The 25,823-nt window shown below is 62.1% G+C and carries 26 protein-coding genes; 22 read left to right on the forward strand and 4 right to left on the reverse strand.

What is annotated here, in order from left to right; translation table 11 throughout:
- Positions 1-357 precede the first annotated feature (357 nt).
- Positions 358-1,599: a glutamine synthetase family protein gene (locus ACNFG0_RS06600; RefSeq protein ID WP_416764383.1), complete on the forward strand. Its 1,242-nt coding sequence runs from the start codon at positions 358-360 to the stop codon at positions 1,597-1,599.
- A 131-nt stretch (positions 1,600-1,730) separates the two neighbouring features.
- Positions 1,731-3,074, forward strand: a complete 1,344-nt coding sequence (locus ACNFG0_RS06605) for an MFS transporter (RefSeq protein WP_196144957.1) — start codon at positions 1,731-1,733, stop codon at positions 3,072-3,074.
- A 68-nt stretch (positions 3,075-3,142) separates the two neighbouring features.
- On the opposite strand, the gene ACNFG0_RS06610 is transcribed toward ACNFG0_RS06605, so the two are convergent.
- The 4 genes from ACNFG0_RS06610 to flgA form a co-directional block, all read right to left on the reverse strand.
- Positions 3,143-3,886, reverse strand: coding sequence for a flagellar brake protein (locus tag ACNFG0_RS06610; RefSeq protein WP_416764328.1), 744 nt, complete (start codon positions 3,884-3,886; stop codon positions 3,143-3,145).
- An 80-nt stretch (positions 3,887-3,966) separates the two neighbouring features.
- Positions 3,967-4,434, reverse strand: coding sequence for a flagella synthesis protein FlgN (locus tag ACNFG0_RS06615; RefSeq protein WP_196144955.1), 468 nt, complete (start codon positions 4,432-4,434; stop codon positions 3,967-3,969).
- A 48-nt stretch (positions 4,435-4,482) separates the two neighbouring features.
- Positions 4,483-4,794 (reverse strand): flagellar biosynthesis anti-sigma factor FlgM, encoded by a 312-nt coding sequence (gene flgM, locus ACNFG0_RS06620; RefSeq protein ID WP_196144954.1) that lies wholly within the window; start codon positions 4,792-4,794, stop codon positions 4,483-4,485.
- A gap of 230 nt (positions 4,795-5,024) precedes the next feature.
- Positions 5,025-5,777, reverse strand: a complete 753-nt coding sequence (gene flgA / locus ACNFG0_RS06625; RefSeq protein WP_416764329.1) for a flagellar basal body P-ring formation chaperone FlgA — start codon at positions 5,775-5,777, stop codon at positions 5,025-5,027.
- 63 nt (positions 5,778-5,840) lie between these two features.
- Here flgA and ACNFG0_RS06630 point away from each other — a divergent pair, with 63 nt between their 5' ends.
- The 20 genes from ACNFG0_RS06630 to ACNFG0_RS06725 all read left to right on the forward strand — a co-directional run bounded on the left by ACNFG0_RS06630 (position 5,841) and on the right by ACNFG0_RS06725 (position 25,662).
- On the forward strand, positions 5,841-6,770 hold the full coding sequence (locus ACNFG0_RS06630) for a chemotaxis protein CheV (protein WP_196144952.1): 930 nt from the start codon (positions 5,841-5,843) through the stop codon (positions 6,768-6,770).
- 51 nt (positions 6,771-6,821) lie between these two features.
- Positions 6,822-7,649, forward strand: a complete 828-nt coding sequence (cheR, locus tag ACNFG0_RS06635) for a protein-glutamate O-methyltransferase CheR (protein ID WP_084858256.1) — start codon at positions 6,822-6,824, stop codon at positions 7,647-7,649.
- A gap of 351 nt (positions 7,650-8,000) precedes the next feature.
- Positions 8,001-8,408 carry a flagellar basal body rod protein FlgB gene (gene flgB / locus ACNFG0_RS06640; RefSeq protein ID WP_196144951.1) on the forward strand — a complete coding sequence of 136 codons (408 nt, stop codon included), beginning with the start codon at positions 8,001-8,003 and terminating at the stop codon, positions 8,406-8,408.
- Positions 8,409-8,410: 2 nt separating this feature from the next.
- On the forward strand, positions 8,411-8,854 hold the full coding sequence (gene flgC, locus ACNFG0_RS06645) for a flagellar basal body rod protein FlgC (RefSeq protein WP_084858254.1): 444 nt from the start codon (positions 8,411-8,413) through the stop codon (positions 8,852-8,854).
- Positions 8,855-8,866: 12 nt separating this feature from the next.
- The gene (gene flgD, locus ACNFG0_RS06650) at positions 8,867-9,565 is read left to right on the forward strand and encodes a flagellar hook assembly protein FlgD (RefSeq protein WP_196156520.1); all 699 of its coding nucleotides are present in this window, start codon (positions 8,867-8,869) and stop codon (positions 9,563-9,565) included.
- 30 nt (positions 9,566-9,595) lie between these two features.
- Positions 9,596-10,918, forward strand: a complete 1,323-nt coding sequence (gene flgE / locus ACNFG0_RS06655; protein WP_416764330.1) for a flagellar hook protein FlgE — start codon at positions 9,596-9,598, stop codon at positions 10,916-10,918.
- Positions 10,919-11,032: 114 nt separating this feature from the next.
- A complete protein-coding gene (locus ACNFG0_RS06660; RefSeq protein WP_416764331.1) occupies positions 11,033-11,212 on the forward strand; it encodes a hypothetical protein in 180 nt (59 codons plus the stop codon).
- Between the two features lie 163 nt (positions 11,213-11,375).
- The gene (flgF, locus tag ACNFG0_RS06665) at positions 11,376-12,116 is read left to right on the forward strand and encodes a flagellar basal-body rod protein FlgF (RefSeq protein ID WP_084858250.1); all 741 of its coding nucleotides are present in this window, start codon (positions 11,376-11,378) and stop codon (positions 12,114-12,116) included.
- Positions 12,117-12,164: 48 nt separating this feature from the next.
- Positions 12,165-12,950 (forward strand): flagellar basal-body rod protein FlgG, encoded by a 786-nt coding sequence (flgG, locus tag ACNFG0_RS06670; RefSeq protein WP_196156517.1) that lies wholly within the window; start codon positions 12,165-12,167, stop codon positions 12,948-12,950.
- Positions 12,951-12,983: 33 nt separating this feature from the next.
- Positions 12,984-13,679, forward strand: coding sequence for a flagellar basal body L-ring protein FlgH (flgH, locus tag ACNFG0_RS06675; RefSeq protein ID WP_196144946.1), 696 nt, complete (start codon positions 12,984-12,986; stop codon positions 13,677-13,679).
- A gap of 11 nt (positions 13,680-13,690) precedes the next feature.
- Positions 13,691-14,800 carry a flagellar basal body P-ring protein FlgI gene (locus ACNFG0_RS06680; protein WP_416764332.1) on the forward strand — a complete coding sequence of 370 codons (1,110 nt, stop codon included), beginning with the start codon at positions 13,691-13,693 and terminating at the stop codon, positions 14,798-14,800.
- A gap of 12 nt (positions 14,801-14,812) precedes the next feature.
- The gene (gene flgJ, locus ACNFG0_RS06685) at positions 14,813-15,967 is read left to right on the forward strand and encodes a flagellar assembly peptidoglycan hydrolase FlgJ (RefSeq protein WP_196156515.1); all 1,155 of its coding nucleotides are present in this window, start codon (positions 14,813-14,815) and stop codon (positions 15,965-15,967) included.
- A gap of 10 nt (positions 15,968-15,977) precedes the next feature.
- A complete protein-coding gene (gene flgK / locus ACNFG0_RS06690; RefSeq protein ID WP_196156514.1) occupies positions 15,978-18,020 on the forward strand; it encodes a flagellar hook-associated protein FlgK in 2,043 nt (680 codons plus the stop codon).
- Between the two features lie 14 nt (positions 18,021-18,034).
- Entirely contained in the window at positions 18,035-19,600 is a 1,566-nt protein-coding gene (locus ACNFG0_RS06695) for a flagellar hook-associated protein 3 (RefSeq protein ID WP_416764333.1), read from the forward strand.
- Between the two features lie 368 nt (positions 19,601-19,968).
- On the forward strand, positions 19,969-20,898 hold the full coding sequence (locus tag ACNFG0_RS06700; RefSeq protein ID WP_196156512.1) for a ketoacyl-ACP synthase III: 930 nt from the start codon (positions 19,969-19,971) through the stop codon (positions 20,896-20,898).
- 361 nt (positions 20,899-21,259) lie between these two features.
- Positions 21,260-23,020: a flagellin gene (locus ACNFG0_RS06705; RefSeq protein WP_416764334.1), complete on the forward strand. Its 1,761-nt coding sequence runs from the start codon at positions 21,260-21,262 to the stop codon at positions 23,018-23,020.
- Positions 23,021-23,098: 78 nt separating this feature from the next.
- Positions 23,099-23,449, forward strand: a complete 351-nt coding sequence (locus tag ACNFG0_RS06710; RefSeq protein WP_416764335.1) for a flagellar protein FlaG — start codon at positions 23,099-23,101, stop codon at positions 23,447-23,449.
- 80 nt (positions 23,450-23,529) lie between these two features.
- Complete coding sequence (gene fliD, locus ACNFG0_RS06715) at positions 23,530-24,885, forward strand: flagellar filament capping protein FliD (protein ID WP_196156509.1); 1,356 nt, start codon at positions 23,530-23,532, stop codon at positions 24,883-24,885.
- Between the two features lie 70 nt (positions 24,886-24,955).
- Positions 24,956-25,351, forward strand: coding sequence for a flagellar export chaperone FliS (gene fliS / locus ACNFG0_RS06720; protein WP_196156508.1), 396 nt, complete (start codon positions 24,956-24,958; stop codon positions 25,349-25,351).
- Positions 25,352-25,368: 17 nt separating this feature from the next.
- Positions 25,369-25,662, forward strand: coding sequence for a flagellar protein FliT (locus tag ACNFG0_RS06725; protein ID WP_196156507.1), 294 nt, complete (start codon positions 25,369-25,371; stop codon positions 25,660-25,662).
- Positions 25,663-25,823: the final 161 nt, after the last annotated feature.

Here is a 25,823-nt window from a genome sequence, read left to right on the forward strand (position 1 = left end):
GGGCAAGCCCGCTCCCACAGGCCCTGTGTACGCTTGTTGCGGGAGGTCACCCAGCCCTTTGGGCTGCGCTGTCGAGCACAGAACAAACGGCCAGTGCTGACCCTCTGTGAGAGCCGGCTTGCCGGCGATTGGGTTGATACAGCGTTCGCCTCGAGTGTTAATAAATTTCTACATCGAAACCTTGAGCTGCTTGATATTTTCAACACTCAGCGCCTATGTTGTGCCCGACGAGCACACAACAACAAGGACAGCGTCATGAAGACCGAAGCCCCGCGCTCATTCGCCGAGCGCTTGACCGGCATCGACGAGATCGAATGTGTCACCCCCGACCTCAACGGCGTGCCCCGCGGCAAGGTGATGACCGCCGAAGGCTTTCTTGAAGGGCGCCGCCTGCAGATGGCGCGGGGCGTATTGCTGCAATGCATCATGGGCGGCTACCCGCCGGCGCGCTTCTATGGCAGCGACGATGGCGACCTGGCCTTGGTGGCCGACCCCGCCCAGGTTCACCGCCTGCCTTGGAGCGACGAGCCCCGGGCCTTGGCCATCTGCGATGCGGTCGAACTCGACGGCGTGCCGTCCGGGCTTTCCACCCGCGGCCAGCTCAAGGCCGTAATTGCCCGCTATGCTGCCCTCGGCCTGGCGCCGGTGGTGGCCACGGAACTCGAATTCTTCGTCTTCGCGCCCAATGCCGACCCAGGCCAGGCGTTCCTGCCGCCGGTGGGCAAGGACGGGCGCCGCGAACTCGGCCACTCGGCTTTCAGCGTCAGTTCCAACAATGGTTTGCGTCCCTTCTTCAACGAGGTCTACCAGTGCATGGCCGCCCTTGGCCTGCCCCGTGACACCTTCATGCACGAGATGGGCGTCAGCCAGTTCGAGATCAACCTTTTGCATGGCGACCCGCTGCTACTGGCCGACCAGACCTTCCTGTTCAAGCACCTGCTCAAGGAAGTGGCGCTCCGGCACGGCCTGACGGTGGTGTGCATGGCCAAGCCGTTGGCGCGGACCCCGGGTAGCTCCATGCACATCCACCAGAGCCTGGTGGAGATCGGCACTGGTCGCAACGTGTTCAGCGACGAAGCGGGACAGCCGACGGCGACCTTCCACCAGTTCATCGGCGGCCTGCAAGCGTGCATGGCCGACTTCACCGCGTTGTTCGCGCCCAACGTCAATTCCTACCAGCGCCTGTGCCACCCGTACGCCTCGCCCAACAATGCCTGCTGGTCCGAAGACAACCGTGCCGCCGGCCTGCGCATCCCGGCCAGTTCCCCCGTGGCACGGCGGGTGGAGAACCGCTTGCCTGGTGCCGATGCCAACCCGTACCTGGCCATCGCCGCGAGCCTGGCTGCCGGCCTGCACGGCATCGAGCAGGGCCTGCTGCCGACGCCTGCGATCCAGGGGGAATTCGACGTGCCGGAGCACCTGAGCCTGCCGTGTACGCTGCACGGCGCGTTGCAGCGGCTCAAGCGCAGTGCATTGGCGCGGGAACTGTTCGGCAGCGAGTTCATCGAAGGCTACATTGCCACCAAGACCCTGGAGCTGACCGATTTCCTCGACGAAATCACGCCCTGGGAGCGGCGGGTGCTGGCAGCACAGGCCTGATCGCGACACGACCGGCACTGGACGCGCCCCTGCTGCGCTATTTCGCCGTCAGGGGCCTGCGCCGCGGCAAATTTGCTTTTATGCTTGCCTGCAAGCCAACGCCATCTGACCCAAGGAGTTCGACGGGACGTATGCGCAACATCTGGAAGCCGTTTCAGTCGCTGTATTTCGCTGCCTTGATGATGCTGATCGGCTCGGGCCTGCTCAGTACCTACCTGGCCCTGCGCCTAGCCGCCGACCATGTGGACAGCCTCTGGGTCGGTGCCTTGATGGCCGCCAACTACTTCGGCCTGGCGGTGGGCGGCAAGATCGGCCACCGGCTGATCGGCCGAGTCGGGCACATACGGGCCTATGCCACGTGCGCCGGCATCGTCTGCGCAGCCGTGCTCGGGCATGGCATGACCAGTTGGTTGCCGGTCTGGGTAGGGCTGCGGATGATCGTCGGCCTGGGGATGATGTGCCAGTACATGGTCATTGAGAGCTGGCTCAACGAGCAGGCCGATGTGAAGCACCGCGGAGCGGTATTCAGCGGCTATATGATCGCCTCCTATCTGGGCCTGGTGCTCGGCCAGCTGATCCTGGTGGTGCACCCTGAGCTTGGCCCCGAGCTGCTGATGCTGGTCGCCATGTGCTTCGCCCTGTGCCTGGTGCCGGTGGCGATGACCCGGCGTATCCACCCGGCGCCGCTGCGGCCGGCACCGATGGAGCCCAAGTTCTTCATCAAGCGTGTCCCGCAGTCGTTGTCCACGGTGCTGGGTTCTGGCCTGATCGTCGGCTCGTTCTACGGGCTGGCGCCGCTGTATGCGGCCAACCAGGGGCTGACCACCGAGCAGGTCGGCCTGTTCATGGGTAGCTGCATTTTCGCTGGCCTGGTGGTGCAATGGCCGCTGGGCTGGTTGTCCGACCGCTATGATCGCGCAGTGCTGATTCGCAGTGCAGCCATCGGCCTGGCCCTGGCTTCGCTGCCGCTGGCGATATTGCCCAGTGTGCCGCTCGAGTTGTTGTTCGCCATCGGCTTTTTGATTTCGCTTTTGCAGTTCTGCCTGTATCCGCTGGCGGTGGCCTTTTCCAATGACCATGTGGAAAGCGAGCGGCGGGTGTCGCTGACCGCCATGCTGCTGGTGACCTATGGCGTGGGCGCCTGTATCGGGCCGTTGGCGGCGGGGGTGCTGATGAAAGCCCTCGGGCCGCAGATGCTGTATGCCTTCTTCCTGTTCTTCGCCTTGGTGCTGGTATGGCGTATCCGACCGAAGGCGGTCACCGGGTTGCATCAGGTGCAGGACGCGCCTCTGGGCCACGTGGCCATGCCGGCGGCCGGTTCGCCATTGTCGGCGGCGCTCGACCCGCGGGTGGATGAGGCGACCGTGCAGGAGGTGATGCAGGCGCCGGTGGCGGCGGAGGATACCGAGGCCGAGGAGCAGAAGACCAAGGCCGAGGAGGCCGAGCCGCAGGCTGAGGTCGATAAGTCGATCTAGGTGGCAGAGCCGCCGCAAAAACGAAAACGCCACCCGATTGGGTGGCGTTTTTCTTGCCCCTGCAAGGATCAATAATCGTCCTTGTCGAACCGCCGTGCTTCACGCTGCAACTGGTACACGAAGCTTTCGATCTTGCGCTGCAGTTGGCCGTTGAGGTTGTGGAAGCGTACCCCGGCAAAGGTGGTATTGGCGCGCTCCTCGAAGTGCAGGTGGCGCAGTTCCACCATCGCTTGCGGCATACCCAGCGGGGCTGCGGCGGCAAAGCGCTCGTAGACTTGGCCCAATTGCAGGCGATCTTCGACGTTACCCTCAAAGCGCAGCTTGCAACCGGTGGCGGAGATATCCAGCAGCTTGCCGCGCAGGGCGCCCTTGCCCTTGAGCTTTTCGCCGTCGAGCACGATATCGACCAACTGCGACAGCTTGAGCGCGGCGCGGAAGGCGTTGCGCCGCTGGTGGTAGGTCACTTCGCTGGGCAGGGCGCTGCGGTAGCAGCGGTGGCCGTTGATCTCGGTGATGGTCGGCGCGCTGTTGCATTCCCAGGCGATGCGCACCCCATCATGGAAACCTTCGATACGGAACGGTTCGCCGTTCTCGATGAATTTTTCCCCGTCTCGCGGAATCATCTCGTCCAACGCCAGGGTATTGCTGTCACGGTCCACGTGTACCACGTAGCTCTGGAACCGCTGGCTGCGCTCATGGAAGGTGATGATCAAGGGATCATGGCTATCTTGCAGCTGGCGCAGGTTGGCCGCGATCTCCAACGGTGTGGTCAGCACCTTTGGCGGTTGCGGGGCATCGGTCTCATTGAACACGGGTTCTCATTCTCCAGGCAAAAACGACACACGCAAGTAACGGCATTTTGCCAGTATGCTTCGTGCCTTGATAGCGGTAATCACACTTGGCTGATAGCCCGTGCCTTGGCCATGGGCGAAGTGGCGCCACGGCTGTCGTAGAGCGAGGGAGAATCGCCGCCATTGAGGATGCGGATTTGGTTGGCGGTGGCGAGCTGCTGCACCTGGATGATCCGGCCATTGGTCGCGTTGGCGGCCTGGCAGGCATCCATCAGTTGGGAGAGCGCGTCCAGTCGTTGCAGCAGGACCTCGCCAATGCTCGATTGTGCGGCCAGCGCCTGCACGCCCGCGCGATCAGCAGTGAAGCCGAGCTCGGTGAGCAGGTGATTACGACGCATACCTTGCTGTTCGAGCAAGACGATCAACGACTGCTTGCGTGCCAGGATCTGTTCCAGCAGCAGCATGTCGCGGCCATGCAGGGCGACGGTTTCCTTCTCGAGCAGCTCGAGCAGCTCCTGGGTAGGCGCGATGTCGTCTTCGATCAGTTGCAGCAGGGTGGTGTCGTGCATGGCTGGCTCTTGGCTCGTTGCGTCCCTTGAAGTCAGCGCCCCGAAGGGTTAGCGCTGGGCTTCGAAATCAAGCAGTTTGCTGGCGACCCGCTCGGCATCGACCTTGTAGCTACCCTCTGCGATGGCCTGCTTCAACTGGGCCACACGGGCGCTGTTGACTTCAGGTTGATCGCGCAGCTGGTCGCTGATCTTCTGCAACTGCTGGGCCTCCTGGCTGAGATGTACGGTTTCTCCGCTGGCGCTGGGCTTGCTCGCCTGGCCGGTTTCGCCGGCCTTTTCGGCGTTGCCGGTTGCGGTATTGCCGCGAACGCCACCCGTCACGGACGGCGCATTATTCAAACGACTGAAGTCGATGACCATGATTCAGAAACCTCTGGGAATTTGGACGCTTGCCTTGTTTTCGGCCAACCCGAAAAAAACTTTAGGCGCGAATTTGTCGGCGCCTGTGCGCAAGTTCACATAACCCGTTTTCTGACACAGTTTAGGAAAAGCGGTTCCTTGTCGCCAGCCTTCATGGCGTTTTCCTGGCAGGGCCAATCGCGGGGCCAGCCCACTCCTGCAGGGATGGGCCTTGCCAGGCAATGACAATATTACATGGCCACCTCGACCTGGCCCGGCCCGGTCACCCGCGCCTTGACCACTCGCTTGGAGTTGAGGTTGCGCACGCGTATCTGCTCCGACAGGCTGCCCTTGCTCAAGGCTTCGCCCGGCATGCGCACGCTCAGGCTGCCGCTGCGGGCGATGATCACCACGTGGTCGCCCTTGCGCACCACCTCGGCCTGTTCCAGGTGCTGTGGCGTGAGCACCTGGTCCAGTACCGTAGGGCGCAGCAGCTTCATGCCCAGGGCCTGGTCCAGGTCGGTAAGAAAGCCCTGGTTGAGCGTGCCCACGTCCCGTTCGCGCAGGCTCACGTCGCCTTCGCCGATGACGCTTTCGCGTTTGAGCGGGCGGGCCATCACCACCACATCGCGGAACAGGCGCACCTGGGCCGGGACGAACACCGTCCACGGCGCGCTGCCGGCGCAGCGCACCCGCACCGTGACCCGGCCCAGTGGTTGCGCCGGGCTTTCCAGCGAAGCGTCCAACTGCTGGCTGCATGCCGGCATGCGCAGGCGCGGGTCAAGGGGGTTGACCTGGATCTCGTAGCGGCCCGGCGTCTGGCTGGTGGCCAGGTAGTCTTCCACGGTGAATTCAAGAAACCCTTGGGTGACGCCGATAAGCTGTTCAGGCAAGGTAACCGCATCGGCCAGCGCCCGGTTGCCGGGGGCCAGCAGGCAGATCACGGCCAGCGAGCCGCCCAGCAGGCGCGTCAGACGTCGGAAAAATGTCGTTTTCATATACATGGCGCTCAAAAAAGCAAAGCCCGTGCCGATTCGGTGCATAGGCGAAAACTAGAGGAGTCTGGCATGGCTGGAGTCATGGATTCGGTCAACCAGCGTACGCAACTGGTGGGGCAGAATCGCCTGGAGCTGTTGCTGTTTCGCCTCAATGGCGAACAGCTCTATGGCATCAACGTGTTCAAGGTGCGGGAAGTGCTGCAGTGCCCGGAGCTGACCGTGATGCCCAAGTCCCACCCGGTGGTGCGTGGTGTGGCTAACATCCGCGGGGCGACCATTCCCATTCTCGACCTGTCGATGGCGACCGGGTTGCCCGGCCTGCGGGAAGAAACACGCAACAGCTTCGTGATCATCACCGAGTACAACACCAAGACCCAGGGCTTTCTGGTGCATTCGGTCGAACGCATCGTCAACATGAACTGGGAAGAGATCCACCCGCCACCCAAGGGTACCGGCCGCGACCATTACCTGACGGCGGTCACTCGTGTGGACAACCGCATGGTGGAGATCGTCGACGTAGAAAAGGTGCTGGCCGAGGTATCGCCGGCCTCCGAGGTGATTTCGGCCGGGGTGATCGATGCCGAGGTGCAGGATAAAGCGGTGATGCTGCGGGTGCTTACGGTCGACGATTCGTCTGTGGCGCGCAAGCAGGTCAGCCGTTGCCTGCAGGCCGTGGGGGTCGAGGTGGTGGCGCTCAACGACGGCCGCCAGGCCCTGGACTACCTGCACAAGCTGGTGGAAGAGGGCAAGCGCCCGGACGAGGAGTTCCTGATGATGATCTCCGACATTGAAATGCCGGAGATGGACGGCTATACCCTGACCGCGGAGATTCGCAGCGATCCACGCATGCAAAAGTTGCACATCGTGCTGCATACTTCGCTGTCCGGCGTCTTCAACCAGGCGATGGTCAAGAAGGTCGGCGCCGACGACTTCCTGGCCAAGTTCAAGCCGGACGACCTGGCCCAGCGGGTGGTCGACCGGATCAAGGCGACGCATTGAAACCGCCGGGGGCCTGCCCCCGGCACCAGTGATTGGAAAGAGGCGGCAGCATTGTCTACGGGTAATTTGGATTTCGAACAGTTCCGGGTCTTCCTGGAGAAAGCCTGTGGCATCTTGCTGGGCGAGAATAAGCAATACCTGGTCTCCAGCCGTCTCAACAAGCTGATGGAGCAGCAGGGCATCAAGTCGCTGGGCGAATTGGTGCAGCGTATCCAGAGCCAGCCACGGGGCGGTTTGCGCGAGCAGGTGGTCGACGCCATGACGACCAACGAGACCCTGTGGTTCCGCGATACCTACCCCTTCGAGGTGCTCAAGAACAAGGTCATCCCGGAGTTCATCAAGAACAACCCGGGCCAGCGCCTGCGTATCTGGTCGGCGGCCTGCTCTTCGGGGCAGGAGCCGTACTCGATCTCCATGGCCATCGACGAGTTCGAGCGCAGCAACCTGGGGCAATTGAAGATGGGCGCGCAGATCGTCGCCACCGACTTGTCCGGGTCGATGCTGACCAACTGCAAGACCGGCGAATATGACAGCCTGGCCATCGGCCGCGGCCTGTCCCAGGAGCGTCTGCAACGCTACTTCGATACCAAGGGGCCGGGCCGCTGGGCGGTCAAGGCACCGATCCGCAGTCGGGTGGAGTTCCGCTCCTTCAACCTGCTCGACAGCTATGCGGCGCTGGGCAAGTTCGACATCGTGTTCTGCCGCAACGTGCTGATCTACTTCTCGGCCCAGGTCAAGAAAGACATCCTGCTGCGCATCCACAGCACCCTCAAGCCCGGTGGCTACCTGTTCCTCGGCGCGTCCGAGGCGCTCAACGGGTTGCCGGACCACTACCAGATGGTCCAGTGCAGCCCGGGGATCATCTACCAGGCCAAATGAACGAAAGGGCAAGCCTAATACCGGTCAGTTAAGCCGTTTGGGCCATTTCATGGGGGCTGCTATGCAGCCCATCGCGGGACAAGCCCGCTCCAGAGCACTCGCCATTGGCAAGGTTTGCGTGACCCTGTAGGAGCGGCCTTGTGCCGCGAAAGGGCCGCAAGGCGGCCCCCGTTCGTTATTGGTCATTGCCGCTTTGCTGACGCCAAGCGGTAATCCATTGCCGCTTTTCTGGCATCCGGCTTTGCCGCCCACGCCCCAACCCCCGGTTTTACTGGGCCTCTGCCGCTTGGCACAAACCTTGCTCTAGCCTGCTCACGATTCTTCCGGTCAACCTTCGAAGGTTTCCCCGACATGAGCATCAGCTTCGACAAGGCGCTCGGCATCCATGAGCAGGCATTGAGCTTCCGCGCCCAGCGCGCCGAGGTGCTGGCCAACAACATCGCCAACGCCGACACGCCCAACTACAAGGCGCGTGACATGGACTTCTCGTCGGTGCTCGCCGCCGAGGCCGAAAAACAGCAGAACGGCCGCATCGCCCTGGACCGTACCAATACCCGGCACATTGAAGCCCAGGGCCTGGCCATGGGCGACGACACCCTCAAGTACCGCACGCCGATGCAGCCGTCGATCGACCAGAACACCGTCGACGCGCAGATGGAGCAATCGAACTACGCGGAAAACGCTATCGGCTTCCAGGCCAGCTTCACCCTGCTCAACAGTAAATTCAAAGGGCTGATTTCGGCCCTGCGCGGAGAGTGACCATGTCCCTTGCCAGTGTCTTCAACATTGCCGGTAGCGGCATGAGTGCGCAGAACACCCGCCTCAATACCGTCGCCTCGAACATCGCCAACGCCGAGACCGTTTCCTCGAGCATCGACCAGACCTACCGCGCACGCCATCCGGTGTTCGCCACCACCTTCCAGCAGGCCCAGGACGGCGCCGGACAGTCGCTGTTCCAGGACCAGGGCGAGGCGGGGCAGGGCGTGCAGGTGATGGGTATCGTCGAGGACCAGAGCAACCTCGAGGCGCGCTATGAGCCCAACCACCCGGCGGCGAACAAGGACGGCTATGTCTACTACCCGAACGTCAATGTGGTGGAGGAGATGGCCGACATGATTTCCGCCAGTCGCGCGTTTCAGACCAACGCCGAGCTGATGAACACCGCCAAGACCATGATGCAGAAGGTCCTGACCCTGGGTCAGTGATAGGACATCGACATGACCACGACCAATTCCACCACTGATGTCGGCAGCGCCTACCTGACTTCGCTGCAGAAGAAAGACACCAAGACCGACAGCAGTACCGGCACTGCCGGCAGTGCGCTGGGCAAGGATGCGTTCCTGCAGCTGCTGGTCACTCAGATGAAGAACCAGAACCCGCTGGACCCTCAGGAGAACGGCGAATTCGTCGCCCAGCTGGCGCAGTTCAGTAGCCTCGAAGGTATCCAGACGTTGAACCAGTCGGTCAACGGCATCCTCAGCGGCATGGGCTCTTCCCAGGCGCTGCAAGCGTCGTCCCTGGTCGGCCGTTCGGTGATCGTGCAGAACGATAAGGCGGTGGTCGACACCACCAAGAGCTTCACCGGCCAGGTGGTGCTGCCGCAGAACATCACCGAAGGCAAGGTCACCATCAAGGACAAGGACGGCAACGTGGTCAAGACCATCGAGCTGGGTGCGCAGAAAGCCGGTACCGCCGACTTCATCTGGGATGGCACCAACGACAAGGGCGAGAAAGTCGACCCGGGCAACTACACCTTCGCCGCCAGCACCACGGTTGATGGCAAGAGCGTGACGCTCGCCACGCTGCTGCCGGCGACGGTGAACAGTGTCAGCTTCCAGAACGGCGGCGAGATGATGCTCAACCTTGCTGGCATCGGCAAGGTCGGCATCTCCAAAGTAACTACCATCGGAATCTAACGCCGCGCAATCGGCAGAAGGAGCAAGTAAATGTCTTTCAATATTGGCCTGAGCGGGCTCTACGCGGCGAACAAGGCTCTGAACGTTACCGGCAACAACATCGCCAACGTGGCCACCACGGGCTTCAAGTCCTCCCGTGCCGAATTCGCCGACCAGTACTCGGCGTCCATCCGTGGCACCAGCGCCGGCAAGACCACGGTCGGTAGCGGTGTGAAGACCGCTGCGGTATCGCAGATGTTCACCCCGGGCAATATCAACGGCACTGGCCAGGCCCTGGACCTTGCCATCGACGGCAACGGCTTCTTCGCCCTGAGCGACAATGGCTCGAAGATCTACACCCGTGCTGGCGCTTTCTACAGCGACAAGGACGGCTACATCGTCAACGCCTCGGGCGCCAACCTGCAGGGCTATGCGGTCGATGCCGACGGTAAGATCGTTCAGGGTGTGTTGACCAACCTGCAGATCGACACCTCGAACCTCTCGCCGAACCCGACCGGTCGTATTTCCGAAACCGTCAACCTCAATTCCAGCGCCTCGACGCCGAGCGTGACGCCGTTCGATCCAACCAATGTCAACAGCTACAACTACACCTTCAACACCGACGTATTCGACAGCCAGGGCAATGCGCACCAGCTGAACCAGTATTTCATCAAGGACGCGGGCACCAACTCGTGGACCATGTACACCACCATCGACGGTCGTAATCCGACTGATCCAAGCCTTGATACGCCGCTGGTCAACAAACTGCCGTTCAAGTCCGACGGAACTCTGGACACCGCTGCCATGGCCTCGGGTGCCGTGCCCGGTGGCCTGGACATTGGCGATGACAAGACCTTCACCCTCAATGGCTGGGTGCCGGCGGAAAAGAACGCGGCGGGTGACTGGGTCGGCAACGGTGCTACCGCGCGCACGGGCGGCGTGACCCTGGACATGCTGGCGACCACCCAGTACAACGCAGCCTCCGCGACCACCGCCAAGAGCCAGGATGGCTATGCCACCGGTGAGCTCACCGGCCTGACCGTGGACCCGAGCGGCAACCTGTTCGCCAACTTCACCAATGGCCAAGACAAAGTGATCGGTCAGGTGGTGGTGGCCAACTTCGCCAACCTGCAGGGCCTCACGCCAGTGGGTGGCACCGCCTGGAAGGAGTCCTACGCCTCGGGCGTGCCGGTCATCGGCGAGCCTGGCACCGGTACCCTGGGCCAGATCGCGGGCGGTGCGCTGGAAGACTCCAACGTCGACCTCACTGGCGAGTTGGTCAACCTGATCAAGGCCCAGAGCAACTACCAGGCCAATGCCAAGACCATCTCCACTGAAAGCACCATCATGCAGACCATCATCCAGATGACCTGATGATTGGGCGGGTCTCTCTTGTGGCCCGATAGCGGGGCCCGCTCCCATGTTCTGTGGGGGCGGGCTTGTCCCGCGATTGGCCGCCGGGGGCTCGCTATCGAGGCGCCCTTGCCCATGAAAAAACTACTCCTGCTTGGTTTGTGCCTGTCCCTGCCGCTGTTCGCTGCCCCCGCGCCTTTCTACCAATGGCAAAGTCTGGCCACCGGTCGCTTCATGTGCTCGGCCAATAACCCGGGCGAAGGCTGGGTGCGTCACGCCGGCCCATACAACAATGCCGGTTGCCGTGACTACTGAGCAGTGCCTTGCCGCTGTCGGCAAAGATTCGCCGACAAACTGACGGTCAAGGTCGAGCCAGGCGCTACAGCCCCCGTAATCACTGGCTTGGCAACGTTGGTTCGATATTTGCTTATTCCTACTAAGCAAGCGCGCGGCAAGGGTGCGCGCAGAAGGAGAGACTGTGGACAAGATGCTTTACGTGGCCATGACCGGTGCCAGCCAGAACGCGCTGGCCCAGCGGGCCCATGCCAACAACCTGGCGAACGTTTCCACCAACGGTTTCCAGCGTGACCTGGAGCAGGCGCGCTCGATGCCGGTATTCGGTGACAGCTTTCCGGCGCGTGCCTTTGCCATGACCGAACGCCCGGCTACAGACTTTACCGCCGGTGCCTTGGTGGAAACCGGGCGCGAGCTGGACGTGGCGGTCAGTGGTGACGGCTTCATCGCCGTGCAGGCACCTGACGGCAGCGAAGCCTACGTGCGCACGGGCAGCCTGAACATTGACGCCCTCGGCGTATTGCGCGCCGGCAATGGCATGCCGGTGATCGGCAATGGCGGCCCGATCGCGATTCCGCCGGAGCAGAAGGTGGAGATCGGCGAAGACGGCACCATCAGTATTCGTGCCATGGGCGAAGACCCGCGAGTGATGGCCGAGGTCGATCGCATCAAGCTGGTCAACCCGGACACCAAGGGCCTGACCAAGGGCCTGGACGGCATGATCCACACCACCAGCGGGCAGCCGGCCGATGCCGACGTCAACGTCAAGGTGGTGTCGGGCTTCCTGGAGTCGAGCAACGTCAATGCCGTCGAGGAAATGACCTCGGTACTGGCCCTGTCCCGCCAATTCGAGTTGCACGTCAAGATGATGAACGCGGCCAAGGAAGGCGATGAAGCCATGGCTCGTGTTTTGCAAATCGGCTAATCACTTTTGAACGGGTGCCGTAAAACAGGCGCACGAGGAGAACACTAAATGCTTCCGGCTCTTTGGGTCGCTAAGACCGGCCTGTCCGCTCAGGACACCAACCTGACCGTCATCTCCAACAACCTGGCCAACGTCTCGACCACCGGCTTCAAGCGTGACCGCGCCGAGTTCCAGGACCTTCTGTACCAGATCAAGCGCCAGCCCGGCGCCCAGTCGACCCAGGACAGCGAGCTGCCTTCGGGCCTGCAGGTCGGTACCGGTGTGCGCATCGTCGGCACCCAGAAGAACTTCACCGCAGGCAGCCTGCAGACCACCGAGAACCCGCTGGACATGGCCGTCAACGGTCGCGGCTTCTTCCAGGTACTGCAGCCGGACGGCACCGTCTCCTATACCCGTGACGGTACCTTCCACCTGAACTCCGACGGCCAGATCGTCACCGCCAACGGTTTTGCCCTGGAGCCTGCGATCGTCGTGCCGCCGGATGCCCAGACCTTCACCGTCGGCCAGGACGGCACCGTGTCGATCACCACTGCCGGCAACCCGGCCGCACAGATCATCGGCAACATCCAGACCGCCGATTTCATCAACCCGACCGGCCTGCAGGCCATCGGCAACAACCTGTTCCTGGAAACCGCCGCCAGCGGTGCGCCGCAGATCGGTACCCCGGGCCTGAACGGCTTCGGCACCACCCTGCAGCAGACCCTGGAAAACTCCAACGTCAGCACCGTGGAAGAGCTGGTGAACATGATCACCACCCAACGCGCCTACGAGATGAACTCCAAGGTCATCTCCACTGCCGACCAGATGCTCTCGTTCGTCACCCAGCAGCTGTAAGCCCCAAGCCCGTTACACCGTGAGGTAAGCGTCATGAATCGTCTGTTGTCCGTCTTCGCCCTCGGGGGCGCGGTGTTGTTGGCCGGTTGCGTCGCGCCGACGCCAAAGCCCAACGACCCGTACTACGCGCCGGTGTTGCCGCGCACCCCGTTGCCTGCGGCGGCCAACAACGGTTCGATCTACCAGGCCGGTTTCGAGCAGAACCTGTACACCGACCGCAAAGCGTTCCGGGTGGGCGATATCATCACCATCACCCTCAACGAGCGCACCTCGGCGAGCAAGAACGCAGGTTCGCAGATCCAGAAGAACAGCAACGCCAACATCGGCCTGACCTCGCTGTTCGGCACCACCCCGAACACCAACAATCCGTTCGGCGGTGGTGACCTGTCGCTGGAGGCCGGCTATAGCGGCGAGCGCGCCACCAAGGGCGACAGCAAGGCGACCCAGGGCAACACCCTGACCGGTTCGATTACCGTCACCGTGGCCGAGGTGCTGCCCAACGGCATTATCGCCGTGCGCGGCGAGAAATGGCTGACCTTGAACACCGGCGAGGAGCTGGTGCGCATTGCCGGCCTGATCCGTGCCGACGATATCGCCACCGACAACACCGTGCCGTCCACCCGCGTGGCCGATGCGCGCATCACCTACTCGGGCACCGGCTCCTTTGCCGATGCCAGCCAGCCCGGCTGGCTGGACCGCTTCTTCATCAGCCCGCTCTGGCCCTTCTGAGTCGAATGACCATGTTCAACGTAAGGCAGCTGATCGCCGCGACCCTGCTCATGACCTGTGCCTTCGGCGCCCAGGCCGAGCGCCTGAAGGACATCGCCAGCATTTCCGGCGTGCGTACCAACCAGTTGATCGGCTACGGCCTGGTGGTAGGCCTGAACGGCACGGGTGACCAGACCACCCAGACCCCGTTCACCCTGCAGACCTTCAACAACATGCTCTCGCAGTTCGGCATCAAGGTGCCGCCAGGGTCGGGTAACGTGCAGCTCAAGAACGTGGCTGCAGTGTCGGTGCACGCCGACCTGCCGGCCTTCGCCAAGCCTGGCCAGGTGGTGGATATCACCGTCTCCTCGATCGGCAACTCCAAGAGCCTTCGCGGCGGTAGCCTGCTGATGACCCCGCTCAAGGGTATCGATGGCAACGTCTATGCCGTGGCCCAGGGCAACCTGGTGGTGGGCGGCTTCGACGCCGAAGGGCGGGATGGCTCCAAGATCACCGTCAACGTGCCGTCGGCCGGCCGTATCCCGGGCGGCGCCACCGTCGAGCGCGCCGTGCCGAGCGGCTTCAACCAGGGCAACAGCTTGACGCTGAACCTCAACCGCCCGGATTTCACCACCGCCAAGCACATCGTCGACAAGATCAACGAACTACTCGGCCCGGGTGTCGCCCAGGCTGTCGATGGCGGCTCGGTGCGCGTCACTGCGCCCATGGACCCGAGCCAGCGGGTGGATTACCTGTCGATCCTCGAGAACCTGGAGATCGACCCGGGCCAGGCCGTGGCCAAGGTCATCATCAACTCGCGTACCGGCACCATCGTCATCGGCCAGAACGTCAAGGTCTCGCCAGCGGCGGTGACCCACGGCAGCCTCACCGTGACCATCACCGAAGACCCGATCGTCAGTCAGCCTGGGCCATTCTCCAACGGCCAGACCGCCGTGGTGCCGCGTTCACGGGTCAACGCCCAGCAGGAAGCCAAGCCGATGTTCAAGTTCGGCCCGGGTACCACCCTGGACGAGATCGTCCGTGCGGTGAACCAGGTCGGCGCGGCGCCCAGCGACCTGATGGCGATCCTCGAAGCCCTGAAGCAGGCCGGCGCCTTGCAGGCCGACCTGATCGTGATCTGAGGACGCCTGCCCATGACTCCCAAGAGCCTGGTCTCCGGACACGCCGACAGCGGCGCCTATACCGACCTCAATCGCCTGAGCTCGCTCAAGCACGGTGATCGCGACAGCGACGCCAATGTGCGCAAGGTGGCCCAGGAGTTCGAGTCGCTGTTCATCAGCGAGATGCTCAAAGCCTCGCGCAAGGCCAGCGACGTGCTGGCCGACGACAACCCGATGAACTCCGAGACGGTCAAGCAGTACCGCGACATGTACGACCAGCAGTTGGCTGTGAGCATGTCGCGCGAGGGCGGCGGCATCGGTTTGCAGGATGTGCTGGTGCGCCAGCTGTCGAAGAACAAGGGCCCATCCGTCAATACCAGCCCGTTCCCACGCATCGAGGGGCACGCCCCTGCGTTGTGGGGTAACAAGGTGGCCGAGCCGGTGCACACCAGCGAATCGACGGCGACCCGCAATGACGTCGCGGCGCTCAATGCCCGCCGCCTGGCGTTGCCGGGCAAGCTTACCGACCGCCTGCTGGCCGGCATCGTGCCGTCGGCGGCCACCAGCAACACCGCCGCAGTGCCAGCCCGCGAAGGGCAGCAGGTCGCGCGCGCCTTCGCCGTGCCGGATAACGGCCTGCGCATTCTCGGCCGTGCCGTTGCCCAGCCACCGCTGGCGCCGAAGAAGGCCTTCGGCGACAGCGACGAATTCGTCGCCACCATGCTGCCGATGGCCGAGCAGGCGGCCAAGCGCATCGGCATCGACCCCCGCTACCTGGTGGCCCAGGCCGCCCTGGAAACGGGCTGGGGCAAGTCGGTCATGCGCAATGCCGATGGCACCAGCAGCCATAACCTGTTCGGCATCAAGGCCACGGGCAACTGGCAGGGTGGGCATGCGCGGGCGATCACCAGCGAATTTCGTGGCGGGCAGTTCGTCAAGGAGACCGCGGCGTTCCGCTCCTACGACTCCTACCAGGACAGTTTCCACGACCTGGTCAGCCTGTTGCAGAACAACGCGCGCTATCAAGATGCGGTGAAGGCGGCCGATAACCCGGAGCAGTTCGCCAGAGAGCTGCAGAAGGCCGGCTACGCGACCGACCCCGGCTACGCGCAGAAGATCATCAGCATTGCTCGGCAGATGCAGCCAACCCCGCAATACGCCATGGCTGGCAGAACCACGAATTTATAAGGATTGAAGCATGTCGAACCTGATTTCGATCGGCCTGAGCGGCCTGAATGCCAGCCAGGCGGCGTTGTCGGTTACCAGTAACAACATCGCCAATGCCGGCACCGCCGGTTATTCGCGCCAGCAGGCAATCCAGCATGCAGGGCCGGTGCAGAACATCGGCGCAGGCTTCCTGGGTACCGGCACGACCATTTCCGACGTTCGTCGCATCTACAGTGCCTACCTGGACAACCAGTTGCAGACCGCGACCTCGTTGCAGGCCGACGCGGTCGCCTACCAGGACCAGATCACGGCCGTGGACAAGCTGCTGGCTGACCGCGATACCGGTATCAGTTCGGTGCTCACCGCCTTCTTCTCGGCCCTGCAGACCGCTGCGGCCAAGCCTAGCGATGTAGCGTCCCGGCAATTGTTGCTGACCCAGGCGCAGACCCTGAGCAACCGCTTCAATTCGGTCTCTAGCCAATTGAGTCAGCAGAACGAAGTGATCAACTCGCAGCTCGACACCTTGGCCGGCCAGGTCAACAAGTTGACTGCCAGCATCGCCGAATACAACAAGCAAATCACCGAGCTGTCCGCCTCCGGCAACACACCCAACAGCCTGCTCGATGCCCGTAGCGAAGCTGTGCGCCAGTTGAACGAGCTGGTGGGCGTCACCGTGCAGGAGCGTGACGGTAACTACGACGTGTACCTGGGCACCGGCCAGTCGCTGGTCACCGGCTACCGTGCCAACACGCTGTCGGTCACCCCGGGCGTGGCGGACAAAAGCCAGTACGGTCTGCAGGTCAACTACGAAAACTTTAGCTCCGATGTTACCTCGGTGGTCAGTGGGGGGCAGATCGGTGGCTTGCTGCGCTATCGCAGCGATGTGCTGACGCCTTCGATGAACGAGCTGGGGCGCGTGGCTTTGGTTGTCGCTGACAGCATCAACAGCCAGCTGGGCCAGGGCCTGGACATCAACGGGCAGTTCGGCGGCGGCCTGTTCTCCAGCATCAACAGCGCCACGGCCATCGCCCAGCGCAGCCTGGCGTCTTCCAATAACAGCGCAGGCTCTGGCAACCTCGATGTGACCATCGCCGACAGCGGCGCGCTGACCACCTACGACTACGAAGTGAAGTTCACCAGCGGCACCCAGTACAGCGTGCGCCGCTCGGACGGCACCGACATGGGCAGCTTCGACCTCAATGCAGACCCGGCGCCGGTGATCGACGGCTTCAGCCTCAAGCTCAACGGCGGCAATCTGGCCGCTGGCGACAGCTTCAAGGTCATCCCTACTCGGGCTGCGGCCGGCTCGATCAGTACCGTCCTGACCGATGCCAACAAGCTGGCCTTCGCCGGCCCGATCAGCGCCACGGCTGGTAGCGGCAATGGCGGTACCGGCACCATCACCCAACCGGTGCTGGGCGACAACCTGGATATCTACGGCGGTGCCGACACCGCGCTGATCCAGAAGTCCATCCGCGATTCGATGCCGGTGCGCGTGGTGTTCCAGGCTGCCAGCGATGGGTCGCAGGGGTACGCGGTGTTCGACGCCAAGGGCACCCAGATCGGCACGGGCAGCATCGTCCCGGGGCAGGACAACGAACTGGCCATCGCCGTGCCCATGCTCGACAGTGCAGGTAACCCGATTATCGGCAGTGACGGCCAGCCGCGTTCGTTCACCGTGAACACGACCATTGGCGGCAATCCGACGGCTAATGACAGCTTCACCCTGTCGTTCAACGCCGAGGGCAAGTCCGATAACCGCAACGCCAATGCGTTGCTCGGCTTGCAAACCAAATCGACCGTAGGCACTGGCTCCGGTGGTGGCATCAGTTTCACGTCTGCCTACGCCTCGCTGGTCGAGCGGGTAGGGGCCAAGGCCAGTCAGGCCGGCATCGACAGCACGGCGACCGAAGCCGTGCTCAAGTCTGCCCGCGAAAGCCGCAGCGCCGTGTCCGGGGTCAACCTCGACGACGAGGCCGCCAGCCTGGTGAAATTCCAGCACTACTACACCGCGTCGTCGCAGATCATCAAGACCGCGCAAGAAACCTTCTCCACCTTGATCAACGCCCTCTGAAGGAGTAGCTGACCGTGCGTATTTCAACTGCTCAGTTCTATGAGACCAACGCCAACACCTACTCGAGGAACTTCTCCAGTACGGCCAAGACCATGGAGCAGATCACCTCCAAGTCGCGCATCCAGACCGCCGGCGATGACCCGGTGGGGGCTGCCCGCTTGTTGCTGCTGCAGCAGCAGAGCGCGCTGTTGGGCCAGTACAGCGCCAACATGACCACGGTGAACAATGCGCTGTTGCAGGAAGAGAGCGTGCTCTCGACCATCAACGACGCCCTGCAACGTGCCAGCGAACTGGCGATCCAGGCGGGTAACGGCGGCCTGAGCGACGCCGACCGCACCTCGATCAGCAAGGAGATCAAGGAGATCGAGGCGAACATCTTCGGCCTGCTCAACTCCCGCGACGCCAATGGCGACTACATGTTCGGCGGCTCCAAGACGTCCTCGCCACCCTATGTGCGCAACAGCGACGGCACCTACAGTTACCGCGGCGACCAGACCCAGCTCAGCCTGCAGGTGTCCGATACCTTGCACCTGGCCACAAACGACAGCGGCTATAGCATCTTCGACCAGGCCATCAACAACAGCCGCACCCAGTCGAACCTGGCCGCGCCGCTGCCCGACGACGGCCGTGTCGGTCTGTCCCAGGGGTTGCTGGGTTCGGTGAACACCTACAACGACAAGTTCGGAGCAGGGCAGCCGTACACCATTACCTTCAAGAGCGCCACCGAATACAGCGTCACCGACGCTATGGGCAACGACGTCACCAGCGAAACCCCGACCAACGGCAAGTTCGACCGTAACGCCGAAGGGGGCGATATCATTTCCTTGCGTGGTGTCGAGTTCGAGATCGACATCAATCTGCAGGAAGGCGACGACCCGGACACTGCGATCGCCAACCACAGCTTCATCGTCGAGGCCAAGCCCGACACGCTGACCGCCACCCGCAGCGCCGGTAACCCCTCGACGGTGCAGGTCACCGGTACCACCATCACCGATGGCGGCAAGTACCGCAGCACCTTCCCCAGTGACGGCGCGGTGATCAAGTTCACCAGCGACACTGAGTTCGCCCTGTATGCGCAACCGTATTCGGCCGACAGCAAGCCGGTGGCCACGGGTACTCTGGATGCGAGCAACAGCCTGACTGTGGCGGGTGTCACCTTCCAGCTCGACGGCCCGCCCGGCGAGGGCGACCAGTTCTCGGTCACCGCCAACACCCATCGCACTCAGAACGTGCTCGATACCCTGGGCCAGCTACGCAGCGCCCTGGAGCAGCCGGTGGACAGCCCCCAGGCGCAAGCCGCGCTCAAGTCGGCCACCGACTCGGCGATCTCCAACCTGGCCAGTGCCCGCGAGCGTATCGACATCACCCGCGGCTCCATCGGTGCGCGGGGCAACTCGCTGGAAATCCAGCTGCAGGAGAATACCAGCCTGGACCTGGCCAACAAGAGCACCCAGAGCGCCATCGGCGACACCGACATGGCCTCGGCCACCATCACCCTGACCTTGCAGCAGGCAATGCTCGAGGCCTCGCAGCTGGCCTTTGCGCGCATCTCCCAACTGAGCCTGTTCAACAAGCTCTGATTCAGCCGGCGCGCCCCTGTAGGAGCGGCCTCGTGCCGCGAAAGGGCCGCTCCGCGGCCCCGACGATATCCGTGGTGACGCTGAAAAGCCGGGGCTGCTACGCAGCCCTTTCGCGGCACAAGGCCGCTCCTACAGAGGCCGCATCTGCCCCTTGGCACGGCTTTCGTAGCATTTCAATGTGACTAATGAGTCAAAACGTTCATCTTCCCTGTATTCTATGCAGCAGCTGCTGCAGCATTTTGTTACCGGTGTGCGAGCGGCGTACCTGGTAGTCGGCCTGTCTCGAACCCACGGTGGCATCGCCCCGGTATTTGGCGCCCTCAATTCATCGAGTGGTGGTCTTTGGCTGTTTTCATTGGGAAGCCAGAATGATTGGCATCAAAAGCATCGCGAGTTACGTGCCCACCGCTGGCCTGGACAACTACGTCCAGGGTGCGAAGTTCGGCAAGGACGAAGCGTTCATGTTCGGCAAGATCGGTGCATCCTTCCTGCCGCGCAAGGATGAAGCGCAAGAAACCTCCGACCTGTGCGTCGAGGCCGCCAGGGCCCTGTTCGCCAACAATCCGGAGCTTGACCCGCAGTCGATCGATGTGCTGATCGTGGTCACCCAGAACGGTGACGAGGAAGGCCTGCCGCACACCGCCGCCATCGTCCAGGACAAGCTGGGCCTGTCCACCCGCGTGGCGGCCTTCGACGTGTCGCTGGGCTGCTCCGGCTATGTCTATGGTCTCTACGCCATCAAAGGCTTCATGCAGGCGACCGGCCTGAAGAACGGCCTGTTGATCACCGCCGACCCGTATTCGAAGATCGTCGACCCCGAAGACCGCAACACCACCATGCTGTTCGGCGACGCCGCCACCGCCACTTGGATGGGCGAGGACGCGGTCTGGCAGCTGGGCGAGGCCCGTTTCGGCACCGATGGTTCGGGTGCCGAGCACCTGAAGGTCAGCGATGGCACCTTCTTCATGAATGGGCGCCAGGTATTCAACTTCGCCTTGGTCAAGGTGCCGGCGCACTTGCACGAGCTGCTCGATGCCAGTGGCTTGAAGTCCGAGGACATCGACGCGTTCTGCATCCACCAGGGCAGCGCGGCGATCGTCGACGCCGTGGCGCGACGCTTCGAGGAAGAGAACCCCGAGAAGTTCGTCAAGGACATGCTCGAGACTGGCAACACTGTGTCCTCCAGCGTGCCGTTGCTGCTGCAGAAGCACATGTTCGATAGCACCTGGAAGCGCGTGGCCATCAGTGGCTTCGGTGTGGGTCTTTCGTGGGGGTCGGCGATTCTCTATCGCGACTGATCCCGGCTGTCGAAAAAAGCGCCTGGTGGGGTTTCCTGCCAGGCGCTTTTTTTATGCTTAGGGTTTTTCGGCCAAATCGCGGGACAAGCCCGCTCCCACAGGTTCACCGTTGGTCCTGAGGGGCGGTGAACCTGTGGGAGCGGGCTCGCCCCGCGATTGGCCGGCCCTGCCTCCGAGTCCTCATGCTTCTTCCCCATAACCCCCTGATTTTTCAGGGGTGGCACTGTAATGGCATTTTTTTTTGCAAAAAGCCCTCAAGCAACCGAGCCAGCCGACGATAACCATTACGAAGGTTCTCTAGGCCACACCCGGCGGTTGCCAAGGCCGGAAGCCGCTGTATCCATCCAACGAGGAATTCGTCATGGCTTTAACCGTTAACACTAACATCACTTCCTTGGGCGTTCAGAAGAACCTGAACCGTGCTTCCGACGCACTGGGTACTTCGATGTCCCGCCTGTCTTCCGGCCTGAAAATCAACAGCGCCAAAGACGACGCCGCTGGCCTGCAGATCGCCAACCGTCTGACCAGCCAGATCAAAGGCCTGAGCGTTGCCGTGAAGAACGCCAACGACGGCATCTCCATCGCCCAGACCGCTGAAGGCGCGATGCAGGAATCCACCTCCATCCTGCAGCGTATGCGCGAACTGGCCCTGCAGTCGGCCAACGGTTCGAACAGCGATGACGACCGTACCTCCCTGCAGCAGGAATTCACTGCCCTGTCCGGCGAGCTGACCCGTATCGCCAACACCACCACCTTCGGTGGCCGTAATATCCTGGATGGTTCGTTCCAGAACGTTGGCTTCCAGATTGGTGCCAACGCCAACGAAACCATCTCGTTTGGCATGAGCGACATCAGCGCTACTGGCCTGAAAGGTTCGTACAGCGAGGCGACTGTAGCGGGCACCGAAATGACTGGGCTGACTGCAACTGCTCTGGGTACCAAGCTCACTACTGGGCCAGCTGTTGCAACTGTAAATGTGGCTGCTACTGCTACCATGACCGGAGGCGTAGGTGCTGCCGATGATGGCAAAGGTTTTACTATTGCTGGTGAAGACGTAACGCTGACTACTGGTGATAAGGGCGCGGATATTGCCGCTAAGATCCAAAGCGCGCTCCGTACCGCTGGTGATGCAACTGCTACCGCTACGTACAACGATACTGATGGTTTGACCATTACGTCCAAAGCAGCATTTGCTCTTGCAGACGGTACAGGTACTCCAGCAGCTGGCGGTTTGGCACTCGTAGGCCTGACTGCTGGTAACAATGCTGTTGTTCCTGGTAGCGTAGGCGCGGCTACTGGCTCGACCACTATCGAGACGGATTTGCTGGCAAAAGATGGCGAGATTTCCGTTAACGGCACCAGTGTTAAGTGGAGCGCTGGTGATACTGTTGAAAGTGTCATTGATCAACTGGCAGGTGCTAATGGCGTAGCGAGCGCCAAAATCGCAGACGGTCGTATTAGCGTTACCTCGAAGGACGGAAGTGACGTTAAGTTGACAAACTCCCAGAGCGGATCGCTCGCTCAGTTGGGGTTGGCAGCTGGAACCTCCGAGGCTAAAACTAGCGAGGATACTTCAATCACTCTGAATGGCGTTGAAGTTAAGTTCGCCGCAGGCTCTACTGCTCAGAACGTTGTATCGGCCATCAACAGCGCCAGCACCGGTGTAACTGCCAGCCTGACTGACGATGGCAAGCTGTCGCTGTTCTCGGATAAAGACATCACCATTGCCGACGGTAGCGCTGGTACTGGGCTTGAGGCGTTGGGTCTGGATGGTGCTACCGCTGGTGCCAAGGCGATCGCGATGGAAACTACCGTTTCCAACCTGACTATCACTGACGCTAAAACATCTCAGGTCGCCATCCAGGCCCTGGACGCCGCCATCGCCCAGGTCGACAGCCAGCGCGCCCAGCTGGGTGCCGTTCAGAACCGTTTCGACAGCACCGTCGCTAACCTGAACAGCATCTCGGAAAACTCCACTGCTGCCCGCAGCCGTGTACAGGACGCCGACTTCGCTGCCGAAACCGCCGAGCTGACCAAGCAGCAGACCCTGCAACAGGCTTCCACCGCGATCCTGTCCCAGGCCAACCAGCTGCCGTCGTCGGTACTGAAACTGCTGGGCTGATCCTGATCGCTCGAGTAGTTGACGGAGGGGTGCGGCGACGCGCCCCTTTCGTCTTTTCATTCACAAGAGGTGCCAGACATGGACATGAGCGTGAAACTGGGCCTGTCCTACGCAACGCCTGCCGCAGCCGAGACATCGTCGGCCAAGCGCCAGGAGCCCGTCCAGCCCGCCCGCGAGCCGGACGACAAGCGAGACCCGCCTGCGGACCGTGCCGTCCTCGAGCAGGCCGTTAGTGCCATCCAGGAATTCGTGAAAGCCTCGGAGCGGCAACTCAATTTCTCGATCGATGACTCCACCGGCCAGGTGGTGGTCAAGGTCATTGCCCGTCAAAGCGGCGAAGTCATTCGCCAGCTGCCGTCCGAAGTGGCGTTGAAGCTGGCACAGAACCTCAAGGACGCCAACAGCCTGCTGTTCGATACCCAGGCCTGAGTTGGCACGGCTTTTGTTGTAAAGCAGCACGGACGCGTTTTCGTCGGAAACACGACGGTCACCGAAAAAGGAGAGTGAAGATGGCGAGCACAACCGTCAGTGGTATTGGTTCCGGGATCGACACCCAGGCCATCGTCAAGGCCCTGGCCGATGCCGAGAAGGCGCCCAAGCAGCAGCAGATCAATACCCAGACCACCACCGCCACCACCACGTTGTCGGCTATCGGCACCATTAAAAGTGCGCTGGAGACCTTCCGCGCGGCCATTGCCAAGCTCAATACCCAGGCGAGCTTCAACGGCCTTGCCGCGACGTCCTCGGATGACAAGGTGGCCAAGATCACCTTGGCCGACGGCGCTTCTGCCGGCAACTACGCCCTTGAGGTCACCCAGCTGGCAACCGCTTCGAAGATCGCCAGCAAGGTCTACAGCGGCACTTCCACCTCGGTGAACAGCTCGGGCGAGGCGCAAACCCTCACCATTGGCCAGGGCGATGCCACCTACAGCGTCAGCATCGCGGCCGGTGCGACCCTGCAGCAGGCGCGCGACACCATCAACGGGCAATTGCAATCGAAGGGCATCACCGCCAACATCGTCACCGATGCCAGCGGTTCGCGCCTGGTGTTCTCGTCCACCAAGATGGGGGAGGGGACCGACCTGACCCTGGGCGGGGATTCGGAGCTGGCGACTGAGACCCAGGTGATCGCCAAGCCGCAGAATGCCAAGTACACCCTCGATGGCTTGGCTTTGGAGTCGAAGTCCAACACGATCACCGGCGCCGTCAGTGGTGTGAACATCGAACTGGTCGCCGCCGGTAAATCCAGCCTTTCGGTGTCGACCAACAACGATACCCTCAAGGCGTCGGTGCAGTCGTTCGTGACCGCCTACAACGCCTTGATGACTGCCATCAATACGCAAACCAAGGTCACTACCGGCGCTAACGACGAAAGTGCCAAGGGTGCTACCTTGACCGGCGATTCGACCATGCGCTCGCTGGTCAATTCGATCCGCAGCGAAGTGTCCCGCAGCATGGGGTCCGGTGGCCTGCGTACGCTGTCGCAGCTGGGCATCAATACCGTGCAGAAGACCGGCTTGCTGGAGCTCGACGAGAAGAAGTGGGATGCCGCGGTCAAGACCTACGGCGCCGACATCAGCGGCCTGTTCACCGGCAAGGAAGGCTTGCTCAGCCGCATGACCGCCGCCACCGACGACTACACGAAGGCTGGTGGCATCCTCGCCACACGCCAGGACAGCCTGACCAAGCAGCTCAAGGAACTCGAAGAGTCCCAGGCCTCCCTGGATCGTCGCATCGAGACCCTGACCCAGACCCTGAGCAAGAAGTACAACGCCATGGACACCTTGGTCGCCCAGCTCAAAGGCACCAGCGACAGCGTGATGACCACGCTCAATGCCTTGAACAACCCTAACAAAGACCGCTAAAGAAAACCCGCGAACGGCCGATCCATTGGGTATCCGGCCTGTTCGCTGCCCCGTTCGATGAGGAACCACCATGCACCCGATGAGAGCCCTTCGTCAGTACCAGAAGGTCAATTCCCACGCCCAGGTTTCCGAGGCCACGCCGCACCGCCTGGTGCAGATGCTGATGGAGGGTGCGCTCGATCGCATGGCGCAGGCCAAGGGCGCGATCAGCCGGGGCGATGTGGCGCAGAAGGGGCTCTTGCTGGGCAAGGCGATCGATATCATTGGCGGTCTGCGTGAAGGCCTGGACAAGGAAAAGGCACAAGATCCGGCCGATGTGGAGCGTATCGACGCGCTCTACGAATACATGTCGACCCGCTTGACCCAAGCCAACCTGCACAGCGACCTGTCAATCATCGACGAAGTCGCGCAGTTGATGATCACCGTCAAGAGCGGCTGGGACGCCATCGCCAGCGCCGAGCAATAAGGCGAGAGGACACCGATATGAGCGCACTGCAGCGAATCGAAGCGACCCGCCAAGCCCTGGGCGAAGCCCTGCTGGCCCGAGACTGGGCGGTGATCGGCGAGCTGGACCTGGCTTGTCGGGACGCGGTGAATGAACTGCTGCAGGATGAGGTTGGGGAAGGGGGGGCGGTGCAGGAGGAGCTCGAAGCTTTGCTCGACGTCTATCGCCAACTAATTGAAATTGCAAGTGGTGAACGTCAATCGATAGTCGACGAGATGACTGCGATCACCCAAGCGAAGAGCGCCGCAAAGGTATACCATCTGTTCAGTTGACGCTGGACAGGTACAGAGAATCGCGCGCCATTAATTTGACTGTGCGCGGTTTTTTGACTTAACTAGTGACTGTTTTCGCAAATTCAGACGTCCGAGCACTGAATCATTTCAGTCGGAATGATGTCGAACACGCCCTTGGGCGTCGAAATGACTAGGGAAGT

Origin of the sequence: Pseudomonas sp. NY15372 (genome assembly GCF_048068215.1) — a bacterium.
Taxonomy (GTDB): Bacteria; Pseudomonadota; Gammaproteobacteria; order Pseudomonadales; family Pseudomonadaceae; genus Aquipseudomonas; species Aquipseudomonas guariconensis_A.